A 14,521-nucleotide genomic window follows, 5' to 3' on the forward strand; every position below is an offset into this window, starting at 1 on the left:
CCCCCACCGCTCCCAGGGGGCGTCCCCAAGTCCATCGTATCGGCCACCACCGACGGAAGCCGGGAAAACCGGCCTACGACGGCGGTCTGTCCACATCACGGCCCGCCTGTGGACAACTTCCGACCAGGGCCGCCAGCTTCGCTCGTACGTCGTCCGCGTCCGGGTGGCTCAGCTCTGTCAGCAGGTGCACCGATCGGAGCCAGCACTCCCTGGCCAGCGCCGGGGCTCCCCGGCGGAGGTGGATCGTGCCCAGCTGGGACAGCACCTCCGCCGCTTCGTACTGCTCGCCCATGGCGAGGAACATCTCCACCGACTCGCTTATGCACGTGATTCCCTCGTCGAGCCGGCCGAGGCCGATCAGGGCCAGGCCGCGCGTGGGCTGGGGGAACCGCGCGTCCACCGGCTGGCCGTCCGGGCCGAGGATCGCCAGCGCCGCGTCGGCCAGCCGGAGCGCCTGCTCGTGGTCGCCCATCGAGCTGCAGATGTCCCCAAGGGCCCGCAGCACGCTCGCCTCGAACGGGCCCAGCCCCAGCTCGCGGACGATCTCCAGCGCCCGCATGCCGTGGTCGTACGCACCGGCGTAGTCGTCGAGGTTGTGGGCCGCCATCGCCAGGTTGTACTGCGCCCGCGCCTCGCCCTCGCGCGCGCCGAGCTCGCGCTGGATCGCGAGCACCTGCTCCAGGTATCGCCGGCACTCCGCGTACTGCCGGGCGACGGCGTTGACGACGCCCAGCCCGCTCAAGATCCCCGCCTCGCCCGGCCGATGGCCGCTCGCCCGCGCCGCTTCGAGCGCCACGGCGAACACCGACCGCCAGTCGTCGAGCCGCGAGCGCGTCACGAAGTAGCTCTGCAGCAGCCAGGCCAGCTTCCAGCAGACGTCGTCACGACGCAGCCGCCGCGCCAGGTGCACCGCCGCGATCAGGTTGCCGGCCTCCTCGCCGAACCAGGCCAGCGCGTCGTGGTGCGCCGAGAACGACAGGCCGCCGCCGAGGTCGTTGAGCTCCAGCAGCCGGTAGTAGCGCTCCGGCCGCATCCGCTTTGACGCGTTCAGCGCCGACGCCAGGTACCAGCCCAGCAGCCGATCCAGAGCGGCTTCGCGCTCCGAAGCCGGCTCGGCCTGCGAAGCAGCTTCGCCGGCGTAGGCGCGGATGAGGTCGTGGAACTGGTAGCGGCCCGGCCGCGGCTGGGCGAGCAGGTGCGCGGCCGTCAGGGTTTCCAGCATCGGCCGCGTCGCCGCGAGGTCCAGGCCGGCGACCGCGGCCGCCGCCGGGGCGGTGAAGTCGACGCCGGTGGGCAGTCCGAGCAACCGCAGCAGCCGGGCCGTCGACGGCTGCAGCGCCCGGTAGGAGTACGAAAACACCGACCGGATGTTGGTGCCTTCGCCGTCGGCGAGGTCGAACGAATCCAGCAAGTCGGGGGCGTCGGCGAACTCCTCGAGCGGCAGGTCCGGGAACTGCGCAGCGCGCACGGCGAGGATCCGGATCGCCAATGGCAACCCGCCGCAGTAGCGCACGAACCGCTCGGCCGCCGCCGGGTCGCGGGCCACCCGGTCGAAGCCGATCGTGGCCGCGAGCAGCGCGACGGCGTCCTCGTCGCCGAGCTCCTCCAGCGCGATCCGCCGCGCGCCGTGCGTCGCCACCAGCGCCCGCAGCTGCCAGCGGCTGGTGATCACGACCAGGCAGCCCGGCCCGGGCAGCAGCGGGCTGACCTGCTCGGTGCGGTTGGCGTTGTCGAGCACGATCAGCAGCCGCCGCCCCGCGGTGTGCGTCCGCCAGCTCGCCGCGCGGCCGTCGAGGTCGCCGGGGATCTGTTCGCACGGCACGCCGAGCGCGGTCAGCACGGCTTCCAGCGCCGCCGACGGCTCGACCGGCTCGCCGGGGCCGTAGCCCCGCAGGTTGAGGTAGACCTGCCCGCCGGGGAACCGGTCGGCGATCTCGTGCGCGAAGTGCACGGCCAAGGTCGTCTTGCCGATGCCGCCCATGCCTTCGACGGACGCGATCGGCGTCGACGTGTCGGCGTCGAGCGCCTCCGGCAGCAGCGCGTGCAAGGCCTTGAGGTCGCACTCGCGCCCGGAGAAGATCCGCAGGTCGGCGGGCAGCTGGTGGGGCACCTGCGGCTCGGTGCCGAGCCGGTAGCGCGCCAGCGGGGCGGCGGCAGCGTCGTCGGCGCCGGTGAGGATCGCCTGGCGGGTGCGCTGCAGCGACGGCCCCGGGTCGAGCCCCAGCTCCTCGGCCAGCACGCGGCTGATCCGGCGGTGGACGTCGAGTGCTTCGGCCTGACGGCCCGAGCGGTACAGCGCGATCATCAGCTGCTCGTGCAACCGCTCCCGCAGCGGGTTCTCCCTGGTCAGCCGGGCCAGCTCGGGGACGACCGTGCCGTACTCGCCGACTTCGAGCAGGGCGTCCGCCCACTGCTCGCGGACGCGCAGCCGTTCCTCGGCCAGCTGACCGGCTTCGTCGCGGTGCAGCGCGTCCGACTCGACGTTCAGCAACGCCGGCCCACGCCACTGCGCGAGCGCCTCGGCGAAGTACGCGGCCGCCTGGCGGCTCTCGCCGCGGTCCACCGCGGCCTTGCCACGGATGGCGAGCGCGCGGAACCGGGTCAGGTCGAGCAGGTCGTCGTCGAGCTCGATCCGGTAGCCGCCGCTCTCGGTGCGGATCGCGACCTGGTCGCCGAGGGCCCGGCGCAGGCGCAGCACGTACGTCTGGAGCGCGCCCTTGGAGCGGCGGTGGTCGTCGTTCCACAGCCAGCGGCCCAGTTCGTCGACCGGCACGACCCGGTTCGCGCGCAGCAGAAGCCCGGCCAGGACGATCAGCGGCCGGCTGCCCCCGAGCGGTACCGGGCGGCCGTCGGCCGTGACCTCGGCCGGACCCAGCACGCGGAAATCGAGGACCACGGAGTCATTCTTGCCGGAAACGCGCTGTTCGGCACCCGCTTACCGCACGCGGGACGGTGGCATGATCGGTCTCGATGAAGGTCTACGCGATCCCCCTGCGCACCCGGTTCCGCGGTATCACCGTCCGTGAGGGCGTGCTGGTCCACGGCCCGGCGGGCTGGGGCGAGTTCTGCCCGTTCGCCGACTACTCCGACGCCGAGAGCGTGCCGTGGCTGCGTGCGGCGCTGGAAGCGAGCGAAGCGGGCTGGCCGTCGCCGGTCCGCGACCGGGTCGAGGTGAACACGACGGTCCCGGTGGTCGGGCCGGAGAAGGCGTACGAACTGGTCCGCGCGTCCGGCTGCCGCACGGCCAAGGTGAAGGTCGCCGACCCGCGCGTCTCCCTGGCGGACGACTGCGCGCGGGTGGAAGCCGTCCGCGACGCGCTGGGCCCGGGTGGCGCGATCCGCGTCGACGCCAACATGGCGTGGGACGTCGACACGGCGGTGCGGGCGATCACGGACCTCGACAAGGCGGCGGCCGGGCTCGAGTACGCGGAGCAGCCGTGCCCGTCGATCGAGGACCTGGCCGCGGTGCGGCGCCGGGTGGGCGTCCGGATCGCCGCCGACGAGTCGATCCGCCGGGCCGAGGACCCGCTGAAGGTGGCGGTCGCCGGAGCGGCGGACATCGCGGTCCTGAAGGTCTCCCCGCTCGGCGGCGTGCGGCGGGCGCTGGAGGTCGCCGAGGCGTGCGGGCTGCCGTGCGTGGTGTCTTCGGCGGTGGAGACGAGCATCGGCCTGGCGGCGGGACTGGCGCTGGCCGGCGCCCTCCCGGAACTGGAATTCGCTTGTGGACTGGGGACGCTTTCCCTGCTGGAAGGGGACGTCTCCACCGAGTCACTGTCCCCTGTGGACGGATACCTCCCGGTTCTCCGGACCGCCCCGGAACCCGCTTCAGGTTACCCGGCACCACCCGGGGTCGCGGCCGCTTGGGAAGACCGGCTGAGCCGGGTCCGCGCCCTGCGCTGAGCGGGACCCGGCGGCAGGCCCGCCAGGCGGAGCCGTACGCACCGGGGAGCCCCCGGAGGGCAAGTTCAGGGTCGGGGTCCGGGCCGTTCCCGATGTGGCCCGGGGTGCCCGGAAGCCACCATTGAGCCATGACGAACAGCGTGTACACCCCGGAAACCAAGAAGCTCCGCCGCAGCCGGACCGACAAGATGCTCACCGGCGTCTGCGGTGGCTGGGCCACCTACCTCGGCATCGACGCCAATGTCCTGCGCATCGGGCTGGTCGCCGCCGTGTTCCTGTCGGTCGGGATCGCCATTCCGATCTACGTCGCCGCCGCCATCCTGACGCCCGAAGAGGACTCCTGACGCGGGCGGGCGCCGGTTCGCAGGGGGAACCGGTGCCCGCCGGACGCCGGGGGCGCTGAAAACCACCCGCGCCGGGGGGCGCGGGTCCGGGGGAACGCCGCCGTCGGGGGACGCGGCAAGCAACGGGAACGGCCCGGACGCCAAGGGGACGTCCGGGCCGTTCGGCCGAGGCAGCTGAGCCGAGCGGCGTAAATGCCCGGCGCGAATCCCGTTCGAGGGGTTAGGGTTCGCGCTCGTGGATCAAGGGAGCAGAACGGCCGCGAAGGTCGTCGTCGGCATCCTCGGCGGGCTGTACCTGGTCGGGGGACTGGGTTTGACCGCGTTCGCCACCTTCGTCGCGCTCGCGTTCGACGACACCGGCAGCCCGTCCGTCACCAAGACCGTGCTCTACACCGCCGCGGCGTTCGCGATCTGGGTCCTGCTCACCGGGATCGGCGCGATCGTCGTCGCGCTGGAAGCGGAAGAAGCGAGCACCGCCTGGCTCGGGGGCCTCGGGGTGCTCGCGCTCGGCGTCGTCATCGTCGGTGCTTTTGCCGTGTGGTTCTTTACCAAGCCATAAGACCGTGTCCATCGAAAAAGCCCGGCCCGCCGAAGCGGACCGGGCTTTTCCGATCAAGCGGCCGAACTCAGAAGTCCATGCCACCCATGCCACCGGACGGGTCGGCGGGAGCGGCCGAAGCCTTCTCCGGCTTGTCCGCCACGACGGCCTCGGTGGTCAGGAACAGCGCCGCGATGGACGCGGCGTTCTGCAGCGCGGAGCGGGTGACCTTCGTCGGGTCCGGCACGCCGGCGGCGAGCAGGTCCTCGTAGACACCCGTGGCGGCGTTGAGGCCGTGCCCCTGCGGCAGGCCCTTGACCTTCTCCACCACGACGCCGCCCTCGAGGCCGGCGTTGATCGCGATCTGCTTGAGCGGGGCCTCGACGGCCACCTTGACGATGTTGGCGCCAGTGGCCTCGTCGCCCTCGAGCTTCAGGCCCGCGAACGCGGCCTCGGCGGCCTGGATCAGGGCCACGCCACCACCGGCGACGATGCCCTCTTCCACGGCGGCCTTCGCGTTGCGCACCGCGTCCTCGATGCGGTGCTTGCGCTCCTTGAGCTCGACCTCGGTCGCGGCGCCGGCCTTGATGACGGCCACGCCGCCGGCCAGCTTCGCGAGCCGCTCCTGCAGCTTCTCGCGGTCGTAGTCCGAGTCCGAGTTCTCGATCTCGGCGCGGATCTGGTTGACGCGACCCTGGATCTGGTCGGCGTCGCCCGCACCCTCGACGATGGTCGTCTCGTCCTTGGTGATGACGGCCTTGCGGGCCTTGCCCAGCAGGGACAGGTCCGCGTTCTCCAGCTTGAGGCCGACGTCCTCGGAGATGACCTGGCCACCGGTCAGGATCGCGATGTCCTGCAGGATCGCCTTGCGGCGGTCACCGAAGCCCGGGGCCTTGACGGCGACGGACTTGAAGGTGCCGCGCATCTTGTTGACGATCAGGGTGGCCAGGGCCTCGCCCTCGACGTCCTCGGCGATGATCAGCAGCGGCTTGCCGGACTGGATGACCTTCTCCAGCAGCGGCAGCACGTCCTTGACGGTGGAGATCTTGGAGCCGAAGAGGAGGATGTACGGGTCCTCGAGCTCGGCTTCCTGGCGCTCCGGGTCGGTGACGAAGTAACCCGAGATGTAGCCCTTGTCGAAGCGCATGCCCTCGGTGAGCTCGAGCTCGAGACCGAAGGTGTTGCTCTCCTCGACGGTGACGACGCCTTCCTTGCCGACCTTGTCCAGCGCCTCGGCGATCAGCTCGCCGATGGTGCGGTCAGCGGCCGAGATCGAGGCGGTAGCAGCGATCTGCTCCTTGGTCTCGATCTGGACGGCCATCTTGTGCAGCTGCTCGGTGATGGCCTCGACAGCCGCCTCGATGCCACGCTTCAGGCTGATGGGGTCGGCTCCGGCCGCGACGTTGCGCAGGCCTTCCTTGACCAGGGCCTGGGCGAGCACGGTGGCGGTGGTGGTGCCGTCACCCGCGACGTCGTCGGTCTTCTTGGCAACTTCCTTGACGAGCTCGGCCCCGATCTTCTCCCACGGGTCTTCGAGCTCGATCTCCTTGGCGATGGAGACGCCGTCGTTGGTGATGGTCGGCGCGCCCCACTTCTTTTCGAGCACGACGTTCCGGCCCCGCGGGCCGAGGGTCACCTTGACGGCTTCGGCGAGGATGTTCAAGCCACGCTCAAGACCGCGGCGGGCGTCCTCGTCGAACGCGATCAGTTTGGCCATTGCGGTGTGGTCCTCCGGTATTGGGCGCCACCGCCGCGCTGCGCTGTTGGTGTTACCAGCCTTGCAGCGGCGGCAGCAGGACTCTTTCCTCGGCCAGGCTCGGTGCCCGCGACGGACGACTGGACCCGAGTGGGGGTCAGCCTCACCGTCCCGACCTTTGGCACTCGACGGCGTCGAGTGCCAACTCCGTGTTTAGCACTCTCGGCAGGAGAGTGCAAGAAGACCTGCTCAGTGCCGCCCGGATTCAGGAGCTCGGCTTGATGGTGATCGACGTCGGGGGCGCCTTCAGCGAAGAGGGGGCGTTGCTCTGCGAGTCACCCGGGCCGACCGGGATGTTCGGGGCCGTGGTCTGGCTGCCGCCACCACCGCTGTCACCACTGCCGAAGAAGAGGATCGCGCCGACGACCAGGCCGGCGACCACGACCAGGCCCAGCACGAGGAAGATCCACTTCTTGCCGCCGCCGCTCTTCGGCTGGTGGAACGCGCCCGCGCCACCCGCGGGCATCGGCGGGCGCAGCCGCATCGGGTCCTGGCCGTAACCGGGCGGCGGGCCCGGCATGCCCTGCTGCTGGTAGCCGTAGCCCGGCGGAGGTCCCTGGGGCGGCATGCCCTGCGGCATCCCGGGCGGCGGGCCCTGCGGGGGATAGCCGTAGCCCGGCGGGGGCCCTGGGGGCGGCGGGCCCTGCGGCCCGGGGCCCTGCTGGCCGTAGCCGGGCTGCTGCTGTCCTCCGTACGGGTGCACGGGGGCCCCCTCTCCCTGCGGTGCGCTGTTCTGGTGCGGCCCCTGTTGTACCTGACCAGGACGCTGCGGCGCGGGGATTCCGCCCGAATGGGACCCGGGTGGGCCGGGCGGTGTGTCGGACATCGCAAGGGGGCCCAGCGCGCGGCGCGCGGCCGCGACCATCTCGACGCAGCTCGGGTAGCGGTCGGCCGGGCTCTTCGCCATCCCCTTGCGGATGACCTCGTCGATCGACGGCGGGAGGGCGACGACCCGGGAGATCGCGGGCGGGTCGCCGTTGAGGTGGCCCTTGATCACCGTCGGCACGTCGCCCTTGAACGGCGGGCTGCCGGTGAGGCACGCGTAGAGGACACACGTGAGCGCGTACTGGTCGGTGCGCCCGTCCAGCGGCTCCCCGCGCAGGTGCTCCGGCGCCGCGTACGTCGGCGAGCCGAGGAAGTCGCCGCCGCGCGTCCGGTGCCCGGTCGCGCCGCGCCGCGTCAGCCCGAAGTCCGCGACGTACACGTGCTCGCGCGAAGTCTCCTTCTTCGTCACGAGCACGTTCGCCGGCTTGACGTCGAGGTGGACCAGACCACGGTTGTGCAGTGTGTCGAGGGCGTCCGCGACCTGGTCGAGCATCGTCAGGGCGCGCGCGGGCGCGATGGGTCCCCCCGAGATCAACCCGGCGAGGTCGCCACCGTCGACCATCCGCATGGCGATGTAGAGCATGCCGTCGAGCTCGCCGAAGTCGTACAGCGGCACGACATTGGCGTGGTCGATCGCGGACGTGTTGCGCGCCTCGTCGACGAACCGCTCGCGGAACTCGGCGTCGGTCCCGAGGTGGTCACCGATGACCTTGAGGGCCACCTTGCGGCCGAGCCGCACGTCCGTGGCCTTGTAGGTCACACTCATGCCGCCCTTGCCGAGCACCCCGTCGATCCGGTAGTTGCCCAGCCGGCGACCGGTGAGGTCCCCCGACACATCGCCTGTCACGCCCGAAGCCTAACGCCCCTGGTTCGGCGCTTGCCGGGGGTTCGCCGATCAGCTGACCGGCCTGCTACGAAACCTTCCGTACGTCGGCTGCCTGACTACGACCATCGCGGCCGGACTGCACCTCGAACTCGACGCGGTCACCCTCGTCCAGAGTGCGGAATCCTTCGGACTGGATGGCCGAATAGTGGACGAACACGTCCGGACCCTCCGTCGATTCGATGAACCCGTAGCCCTTTTCCGAGTTGAACCATTTGACGGTGCCGACAGCCACGGCGCCCTCCCTCAGCACAAAGGATCCGCTGGCCCGAGCGGATGCCAGCGGCGGAAGTGTCAATCACGCTACCGGAATTATTCCCGTCGGCAATGGGCAATTCGTCCGAAGATCACGAACCCGAAAGGCGCCTGTTCCGCGCGTGCACGAGCACCGTCCCGGGACCCGCGAAGTCGACCGCGAGCCCTTCACCGGTGCGAAGCGACTGCGGACCGCCCGGATCGAGGGCCCGCAACCGGCACTGCACGGTGTCCGGGTAGGCCAGCAGGTAGTCCGGCCGGACCGTGACGAGCTCGCCTTGGCCCAGCTCGAACGCGTCCACCGGGCCGGGCGCGGCCAGCACGAGCGGCCCGGTTCCGCTGTAGTGCTCCAAAAACCCCGTGTCGGCGCCGAAGAGCTGGTGCAACGGCACCCAGCCGGTGTCGTGCCGGACCGACGCCGGCCGCACCAGCACGGCGTCGCGGTGCACCGACCAGCCCGTGCCGCCGCGCAGCTCGAGGGGGTAGACGTCGCCGGGGCGCAGCGGCGCGAAGTCGATCCAGCCACCGTCGGACGGTGCGGTGTAAACGGCCGTCGTGCTCTTGCTCGCGCGGACACCGCCGCGGCCCGCCGGCGTCTCGGTGACGCCGAACCGGCTGGCGAGCAGGGTTTCGGGCACGGCCTGCACGGCCTCGCCCGGGTCGAGCAGGACGCGGGCGACGCCGAAGCCGGGGGTGTGCCGGGTCTGGACGCGCATCAGCGTGAGGGGACGTGGGAGACGATCCAGTTCACCAACGCGGACGGGTTGCGCGTCTGCGTCATGATCTGGCCGGGGCCGACGAAGTCGAACACGAGGCCTTCGCCGCTCTTCATCGACTGGATGATGCCCTGCGCGACCTTGCGGATCTGGTATTGCACGGTGTCGGCGTACGCGACGACGTGCCCGGTGTCGATCGTCACCATCTCGCCCTGCTGCAGCGTGATCGTCTCGACCGCGCCGTAGCAGGAGACGAGCAGCTGGCCCTGGCCGGTGGCGTGCGTCAAGAAGCCGCCCTCGCCGCCCATCAGGTTCTTCATGCCGCCCCACTTGGTCTCGGTCTGCACGCCGTGCGACGACGCGAGCCAGCAGCCGCGGGTGACGGCCCAGCCGGCGCGGCCGTCGAGGGTGATCACCTGGATGTCGCCGGGCAGGTTGGCGGCGACGTCGACCCAGCCGCCGTTCGGCGGCGCGGTGAAGGTGGAGATGAAGAAGGACTCGCCGGAGAGGAACGCGCGGCCGAGGCCCTTCATGATCCCGCCCTGCGCCTGCGACTGGACCTGCACGCCGTAGCTGGTCGCCATCATCGCGCCCGACTCGACCTGGCACGGCTCGCCGGGCGCCAGCATCAGCCGGGCGACGGCGAACGAAGGCTGTTGACGGATTCCGACCTGCATGCGTACTCCCCATCGGCGTGCTCGTGACGGGCAGAGTCTTGCATGCGCCCCGAACACGGGGAGGATGGTCCGGTGATCTCCGTCGACGACTACCGCGACCGGGTTGCCGCGCTCCTGGGCACCTCCCCCACGACCACGTTGCCCCTCGCCGCCGCGGCCGGCCTCGTCCTGGCCGAAGACGTGCGGGCCGGTGTCTCCCTCCCGCCGTTCGACAACTCCGCGATGGACGGCTACGCGGTTCGTGCCCATGACACTGCGACCCCTCCGGTGACCCTGCCGGTCGCCGACGACATCCCCGCGGGCCGGGTCGACGTCCGGCCCCTCGAGCCGGGCACCGCGCACCGGATCATGACCGGCGCGCCGCTGCCGCCCGGCGCGGACGCCGTCGTGATGGTCGAGGACACCGACGGCGGCACGGAAACGGTGACGATCTCGGCGCCCGCCCGGGAAAGCGCGCACATCCGGCGCACCGGCGAGGACGTTCTCGAGGGCAGCCTCGCGCTGCACGCCGGAACCGTGCTCGGCCACTCGCAGCTGGGCCTGGCCGCCGCGGTCGGGCTCGCCGAAGTCCGCGTGCACCGGCCGCTGCGGGTCCTGGTCGCCTCGACCGGCACCGAACTGATCGACGCGCCCGCGCCGCTGCGGCACGGCCAGATCTACGAGTCCAACAGCGTGATGCTCGCGGCGGCGATCCGCGGCCTCGGCTGCGAGGTCGACGTCGTCCGCAGCGTCGTCGACGACGTCGAGGAGTTCCGGAAGGTCATCGAGCCGAAGCTGGCGGACGCCGATCTGCTGGTCACCTCCGGTGGCGTCAGCGCGGGCGCGTACGAAGTGGTGAAGGACGCGCTGACCGGTCAGGGCGTCGAGTTCGCGAAGATCGCGATGCAGCCCGGCGGGCCGCAGGGCTGCGGGCGCTGGCAGGGCGTGCCCGTGGTGACGTTGCCCGGCAACCCCGTCAGCGTGCTGGTGTCGTTCGAGGCGTTCCTGCGCCCGGCGATCCTGACGGCGCTGGGCCACACCGACGTCTCCCGCCGCCGCGTGCGGGCCCGGCTCACCGAAGCGATGTCCTCGCCGTCCGGGCGCCGCCAGTACCGGCGGGGCGTGTTCACGCCGTCGGAGCGGGAGGTCACCGGGGTCGTCGGGCCGCGCGGCGGCCCGGGATCGCACCTCCTGGCCGCGTTCACGCAGGCCAACTGCCTGATCGTGCTGCCGGAGGACGTCACGTCGGCTGCGGAAGGCGACGAGGTGGACGTCCTTCTGCTCTAGCCGGGAACTCCCGCAGCTTCCGGAACGGCGTGAGGATCGGGAGCGCGGCGATCAGCAGGCCGGCCATCACCCACAACGTCTCGCGGACGCCGATCGCCTCGCCCAGCGCGCCGCCGAGCACCCCGGCCAGCGGGATCGTGCCGTAGTTGACGATCGCCGCGCTGGAGTTGATCCGGCTGAACAAGCCGGGCGGGCAGTACTGCTGCCGGAACGTCGTGGTCAGGATGTTCGAGGCGACGAGGCCGGCGCAGACGCCGAACAGCGCGAGCACGTAGGGCACCAGGCCCCAGCCCGGCCGGCTCAGCGGTCCGAGCAACCCCATCGGCGCGGCGAAGATCTCGCACAGCAAGAACGCGCGCGCGGTGCCGAAGCGGGCGCCGAGCCGGCCGACCAGCGCCGCGCCGAGCACGCCACCGACGGCGGCCAGCGCCAGGACCAGGCCCACCAGGCCGGGGGCGGCGCCGAGTGTGCGGGACAGGAAGACGATCTGGATCGAGCCGTACCCGGTCAGCGCGATGTTCGACACGGCGCCGAACACCATCAGCGTCCGCAGGTAGCGGTCGCCGGCGACGAACCGCAGGCCCTCGCCGATCTGGCTCCGCAACGGTGTCCGCGGCGCCGGGGCCACAGCCTCCGGCACGCGGATCGCGCTCACGCACAGGACGGAGACGCCGAAGCTGACCGCGTCGGCCAGGATGCCGCTGACCGGGCCGAACGCCTGCGCCAGCAACCCGGCCAGGCCCGGTCCGGCGACCTCCGTCGCGGATTCGCTGCCCTGCAGCTTGGCGTTGCCTTCGAGGAGGTCGTCTTCGCCGATCAGCGCCGGGAGGTACGCGCGGTAGGCGAGGGTGAAGAACACCTTCGCGAAGCCGCCGACCAGTGCCGCGGCCAGCAGGAGCGGCATGGACAGCGCCCCCAGGACGGCCGCGAGCGGGACGCTGCCGAACACCGCCATCGACACTGTGTTGCAGGTCAGCATGATCGGGCGCTTCCGCAGCCGGTCGACCCAGGCGCCGGCGGGCAGGCCCACGATCAGCCACGGCAGCCAGGCCGCCGCCGTCAGCAGCGCGACCTGGAAGGTGCTCGCCTGCAGCGTGACGACCGCGACCAGCGGCAACGCCGTGCTCGCGACCATGCTGCCGAGCATGCTCGTGGTCTCGCCGGTCCAGAGCAGCCGGAAGTCCCTGTTCCCCCAGAGCCCCTTCACGGCTGGCCCAGCGAAGCTCGCACGGCGAAGAAGACCGGACGGCGCTCGACGCCGTCGCCGGGCACGGTGCGGTTGCGGTACTCGGCGAGCATGATGACGATCCGGTCGTTCAGCTCACCCAGCTCGGCGACGGAAAGCCGGGCCCAGCCGTCGATGCTGAACAGCGCCCCACGCCACTCCTGGGGATAGGTCTCCCGGTTGGCGAGCCACTCGCGGGCGATCGCGTGCTGGTGGTCGAGGGTCAGCACCTCCGCCGCCTCGGCGATCGGGTCGTCGGGGAAGTCCTGCGCACCCCACTTGATCGCGCTGGAGGTCCGCCGCCACCACCGTTCCCGGCGGTCCCTGGCCAGCTCGGGCGCCTCTTCGATGAGTTCGCTGGCCGCCAGCACCTTGAGGTGGTGGCTGATGTTCCCGACCGCTTGGCCCGTCTTCTCGGCCAGCAGCGACGCCGTCGCCGGGCCGTCCAGGTGCAGCAGGTCCAGCAGCCGGTGGCGCAGGGGGTGCGCGATGGCGGCCAGTGCTTTCGAGTCCCGGATCTCCCGGACGTTCTCTTCTCTCGCCATGACGCACAAGAGTAGTTGTACAAGAACTCTTGTGCAATGACTCTTGTACGTCTGCTCGCGTAAGCTCCCGCCATGGGTTTCGTCGCATGGGTGATCTTCGGCGCGATCGTCGGCTGGGCCGCGAACCTGGTCGTCGGCGGGCGGGAGCGGCGCCGGCAGGGCTGCCTGGTCAGCGTGCTCGTCGGCGTCGTCGGGGCGGCACTGGGCGGGCTGGTCTACCGGCTCGCGACCGGCCAGGCGAAGACGTTCGACTTCGACTTCCCCAGCTTCGGCGTGGCCGTCCTCGGAGCCGTCGTGCTGCTGGCGATCCTGCGCCTGGCGAGCGGCATCGGCCGTCGTCCGGGTGACCGTTGGTAACTTTTGCCGGACAAACCGTGATCAACGCCGTCCCAGCGGCTAATGTATGTCGTTCTGCGCGTCTCGCAGGCCCTGATCCCGCGGCCGGGTGCGTGCGCCGTCGGGGGGCGCATGCACCCGGCTTCGTCTCTTCGCCTCGATGACCACGTCGACGGCGCGGACGGGGTCGACGAGCGGCGGCACGGGCACCTCGTCGATTTCCTGACGCCACGCGCCCAGGAGATCGCGAAGACGAGCGTCGGCGGGATCGCGGCGATCGGTCATCGGTCCTCCCAGGTCGGGCGGGGCAGCGCCCCGAGCGGCGTCAACTACTCAGAGTTATCGGCGAAATCGACCTTGTGTTACCGCGCGGCGATCATTCCCACCCACCGCGGTGACCCCCTCACGGAGGACCGGGCAGGGGGACGCGGACACGCTCACCTGGGGCAGCGGTAGCGTGGGGGCGCCCGTACGCGGTCGCCGGACCCCGGCGCCCACCCGTCCTTCCGACACGAAACCAGGGGACCCGACCATGAGCGGCACCCGGCCGGAGCCCGCCGGCAACCCAGTCGCGCACGCTCTCCAGCTCGCGCGCGAAACACTGCCGCCCATGCACCCCGCGGGTCGCCCGTTCGTGGCGGGCGGTGTCGCCGCGACGCTGCTCGCCCGCCGGTTCTCCAAGCGCCTCGGGCTCGTCGGCGCGCTCGCGACCGTCGCCACGGCGGCGTTCTTCCGCGAGCCGAAGCGGGTCCCGCCGCCACGTGACGGCGTCGCGCTCGCCTCGGCCGACGGCCTCGTGTCACTGATCGAGGAAGCCGTCCCGCCCGCCGAGCTCGGCCTGCCCGCCGAGCCGCGGATGCGCGTGTCGGTGTTCCTCTCGGTGTTCGACGTGCACGTCCAGCGCGTGCCGGCGAACGGCGTGATCGAGCGGGTGGCCTACCGGCCGGGCAAGTTCCTGTCCGCCGACCTCGACAAGGCCAGCGACGACAACGAACGCAACTCCGTGCTGATGCGCACCGAAGACGGCCACGAACTCGTCGTGGTGCAGATCGCCGGGCTGGTCGCGCGCCGCATCCTCTGCGAGATCCGCGAGGGCGACAAGGTCGGCGCCGGCGCGACCTACGGCATCATCCGGTTCGGCTCGCGGGTGGACCTCTACCTCCCGCCGGGCTCGCGCGTGCTCGTGGCCAAGGGCCAGCGCACGGTCGGCGGCGAGACCGTGATCGCCGAACTCCCCGCGCTTTCGGAAGGCTGA

Annotated in this window: 15 protein-coding genes; 6 read left to right on the top strand and 9 right to left on the bottom strand. The window is 71.5% G+C overall.

Features of this window, described 5'->3' with window-relative positions:
* Positions 1–73: 73 nt before the first annotated feature.
* Positions 74–2,896 carry an AfsR/SARP family transcriptional regulator gene (locus A3CE_RS0119165; protein ID WP_020641724.1) on the bottom strand — a complete coding sequence of 941 codons (2,823 nt, stop codon included), beginning with the start codon at positions 2,894–2,896 and terminating at the stop codon, positions 74–76.
* A 74-nt stretch (positions 2,897–2,970) separates the two neighbouring features.
* Here A3CE_RS0119165 and A3CE_RS0119170 point away from each other — a divergent pair, with 74 nt between their 5' ends.
* The 3 genes from A3CE_RS0119170 to A3CE_RS0119180 all read left to right on the top strand — a co-directional run bounded on the left by A3CE_RS0119170 (position 2,971) and on the right by A3CE_RS0119180 (position 4,803).
* Positions 2,971–3,900, top strand: coding sequence for an o-succinylbenzoate synthase (locus A3CE_RS0119170; RefSeq protein ID WP_020641725.1), 930 nt, complete (start codon positions 2,971–2,973; stop codon positions 3,898–3,900).
* Positions 3,901–4,028: 128 nt separating this feature from the next.
* Positions 4,029–4,244 (top strand): PspC domain-containing protein, encoded by a 216-nt coding sequence (locus tag A3CE_RS0119175; protein ID WP_020641726.1) that lies wholly within the window; start codon positions 4,029–4,031, stop codon positions 4,242–4,244.
* A 235-nt stretch (positions 4,245–4,479) separates the two neighbouring features.
* The gene (locus A3CE_RS0119180; RefSeq protein WP_020641727.1) at positions 4,480–4,803 is read left to right on the top strand and encodes a hypothetical protein; all 324 of its coding nucleotides are present in this window, start codon (positions 4,480–4,482) and stop codon (positions 4,801–4,803) included.
* 67 nt (positions 4,804–4,870) lie between these two features.
* Here A3CE_RS0119180 and groL read toward each other — a convergent pair whose 3' ends face one another.
* From groL to A3CE_RS0119205, 5 genes are all read right to left on the bottom strand, one after another.
* Positions 4,871–6,499, bottom strand: a complete 1,629-nt coding sequence (gene groL / locus A3CE_RS0119185; RefSeq protein WP_020641728.1) for a chaperonin GroEL — start codon at positions 6,497–6,499, stop codon at positions 4,871–4,873.
* A 244-nt stretch (positions 6,500–6,743) separates the two neighbouring features.
* Positions 6,744–8,210 carry a serine/threonine-protein kinase gene (locus A3CE_RS0119190; protein WP_211231856.1) on the bottom strand — a complete coding sequence of 489 codons (1,467 nt, stop codon included), beginning with the start codon at positions 8,208–8,210 and terminating at the stop codon, positions 6,744–6,746.
* A 64-nt stretch (positions 8,211–8,274) separates the two neighbouring features.
* Positions 8,275–8,481 carry a cold-shock protein gene (locus tag A3CE_RS0119195; RefSeq protein WP_003085446.1) on the bottom strand — a complete coding sequence of 69 codons (207 nt, stop codon included), beginning with the start codon at positions 8,479–8,481 and terminating at the stop codon, positions 8,275–8,277.
* Between the two features lie 112 nt (positions 8,482–8,593).
* Positions 8,594–9,217 (bottom strand): AIM24 family protein, encoded by a 624-nt coding sequence (locus tag A3CE_RS0119200; protein ID WP_020641731.1) that lies wholly within the window; start codon positions 9,215–9,217, stop codon positions 8,594–8,596.
* The gene (locus A3CE_RS0119205; RefSeq protein ID WP_020641732.1) at positions 9,217–9,894 is read right to left on the bottom strand and encodes a TIGR00266 family protein; all 678 of its coding nucleotides are present in this window, start codon (positions 9,892–9,894) and stop codon (positions 9,217–9,219) included. Before A3CE_RS0119205 ends, A3CE_RS0119200 begins: the two co-directional genes overlap by 1 nt.
* A 72-nt stretch (positions 9,895–9,966) precedes the next feature.
* Here A3CE_RS0119205 and moeA point away from each other — a divergent pair, with 72 nt between their 5' ends.
* Positions 9,967–11,160 (top strand): molybdopterin molybdotransferase MoeA, encoded by a 1,194-nt coding sequence (gene moeA, locus A3CE_RS0119210; RefSeq protein WP_020641733.1) that lies wholly within the window; start codon positions 9,967–9,969, stop codon positions 11,158–11,160.
* On the opposite strand, the gene A3CE_RS0119215 is transcribed toward moeA, so the two are convergent.
* Together A3CE_RS0119215 and A3CE_RS0119220 are read right to left on the bottom strand one after the other, a co-directional pair.
* A complete protein-coding gene (locus tag A3CE_RS0119215; protein ID WP_020641734.1) occupies positions 11,114–12,367 on the bottom strand; it encodes an MFS transporter in 1,254 nt (417 codons plus the stop codon). The two genes, moeA and A3CE_RS0119215, sit on opposite strands and share 47 nt — an antisense overlap.
* Positions 12,364–12,930: a winged helix-turn-helix domain-containing protein gene (locus tag A3CE_RS0119220; RefSeq protein WP_020641735.1), complete on the bottom strand. Its 567-nt coding sequence runs from the start codon at positions 12,928–12,930 to the stop codon at positions 12,364–12,366. The genes A3CE_RS0119215 and A3CE_RS0119220 overlap by 4 nt, the downstream gene beginning before the upstream one ends.
* Positions 12,931–13,002: 72 nt before the next feature.
* Between A3CE_RS0119220 and A3CE_RS0119225 the strand changes: the two genes are divergently transcribed.
* Entirely contained in the window at positions 13,003–13,287 is a 285-nt protein-coding gene (locus A3CE_RS0119225; RefSeq protein WP_020641736.1) for a GlsB/YeaQ/YmgE family stress response membrane protein, read from the top strand.
* A gap of 39 nt (positions 13,288–13,326) precedes the next feature.
* Here the strand turns inward: A3CE_RS0119225 and A3CE_RS55275 are convergent, their stop codons facing one another.
* A complete protein-coding gene (locus A3CE_RS55275) occupies positions 13,327–13,551 on the bottom strand; it encodes a hypothetical protein (protein ID WP_084641630.1) in 225 nt (74 codons plus the stop codon).
* Between the two features lie 247 nt (positions 13,552–13,798).
* Here A3CE_RS55275 and A3CE_RS0119235 point away from each other — a divergent pair, with 247 nt between their 5' ends.
* Complete coding sequence (locus tag A3CE_RS0119235) at positions 13,799–14,521, top strand: phosphatidylserine decarboxylase (RefSeq protein ID WP_020641738.1); 723 nt, start codon at positions 13,799–13,801, stop codon at positions 14,519–14,521.

The organism is Amycolatopsis balhimycina FH 1894, assembly GCF_000384295.1.
Taxonomy (GTDB): Bacteria; Actinomycetota; Actinomycetes; order Mycobacteriales; family Pseudonocardiaceae; genus Amycolatopsis; species Amycolatopsis balhimycina.

Excerpts from the sequence above, each read along its gene's own strand:
- A3CE_RS55275 (WP_084641630.1), bottom strand. The coding sequence starts at position 13,551 with ATGACCGATCGCCGCGATCCCGCCGACGCTCGTCTTCGCGATCTCCTG.
- A3CE_RS0119175 (WP_020641726.1), top strand. The coding sequence starts at position 4,029 with ATGACGAACAGCGTGTACACCCCGGAAACCAAGAAGCTCCGCCGCAGC.
- A3CE_RS0119225 (WP_020641736.1), top strand. The coding sequence starts at position 13,003 with ATGGGTTTCGTCGCATGGGTGATCTTCGGCGCGATCGTCGGCTGGGCC.
- groL (WP_020641728.1), bottom strand. The coding sequence starts at position 6,499 with ATGGCCAAACTGATCGCGTTCGACGAGGACGCCCGCCGCGGTCTTGAG.
- A3CE_RS0119200 (WP_020641731.1), bottom strand. The coding sequence starts at position 9,217 with ATGCGCGTCCAGACCCGGCACACCCCCGGCTTCGGCGTCGCCCGCGTC.
- A3CE_RS0119235 (WP_020641738.1), top strand. The coding sequence starts at position 13,799 with ATGAGCGGCACCCGGCCGGAGCCCGCCGGCAACCCAGTCGCGCACGCT.
- A3CE_RS0119170 (WP_020641725.1), top strand. The coding sequence starts at position 2,971 with ATGAAGGTCTACGCGATCCCCCTGCGCACCCGGTTCCGCGGTATCACC.
- A3CE_RS0119220 (WP_020641735.1), bottom strand. The coding sequence starts at position 12,930 with ATGGCGAGAGAAGAGAACGTCCGGGAGATCCGGGACTCGAAAGCACTG.
- A3CE_RS0119205 (WP_020641732.1), bottom strand. The coding sequence starts at position 9,894 with ATGCAGGTCGGAATCCGTCAACAGCCTTCGTTCGCCGTCGCCCGGCTG.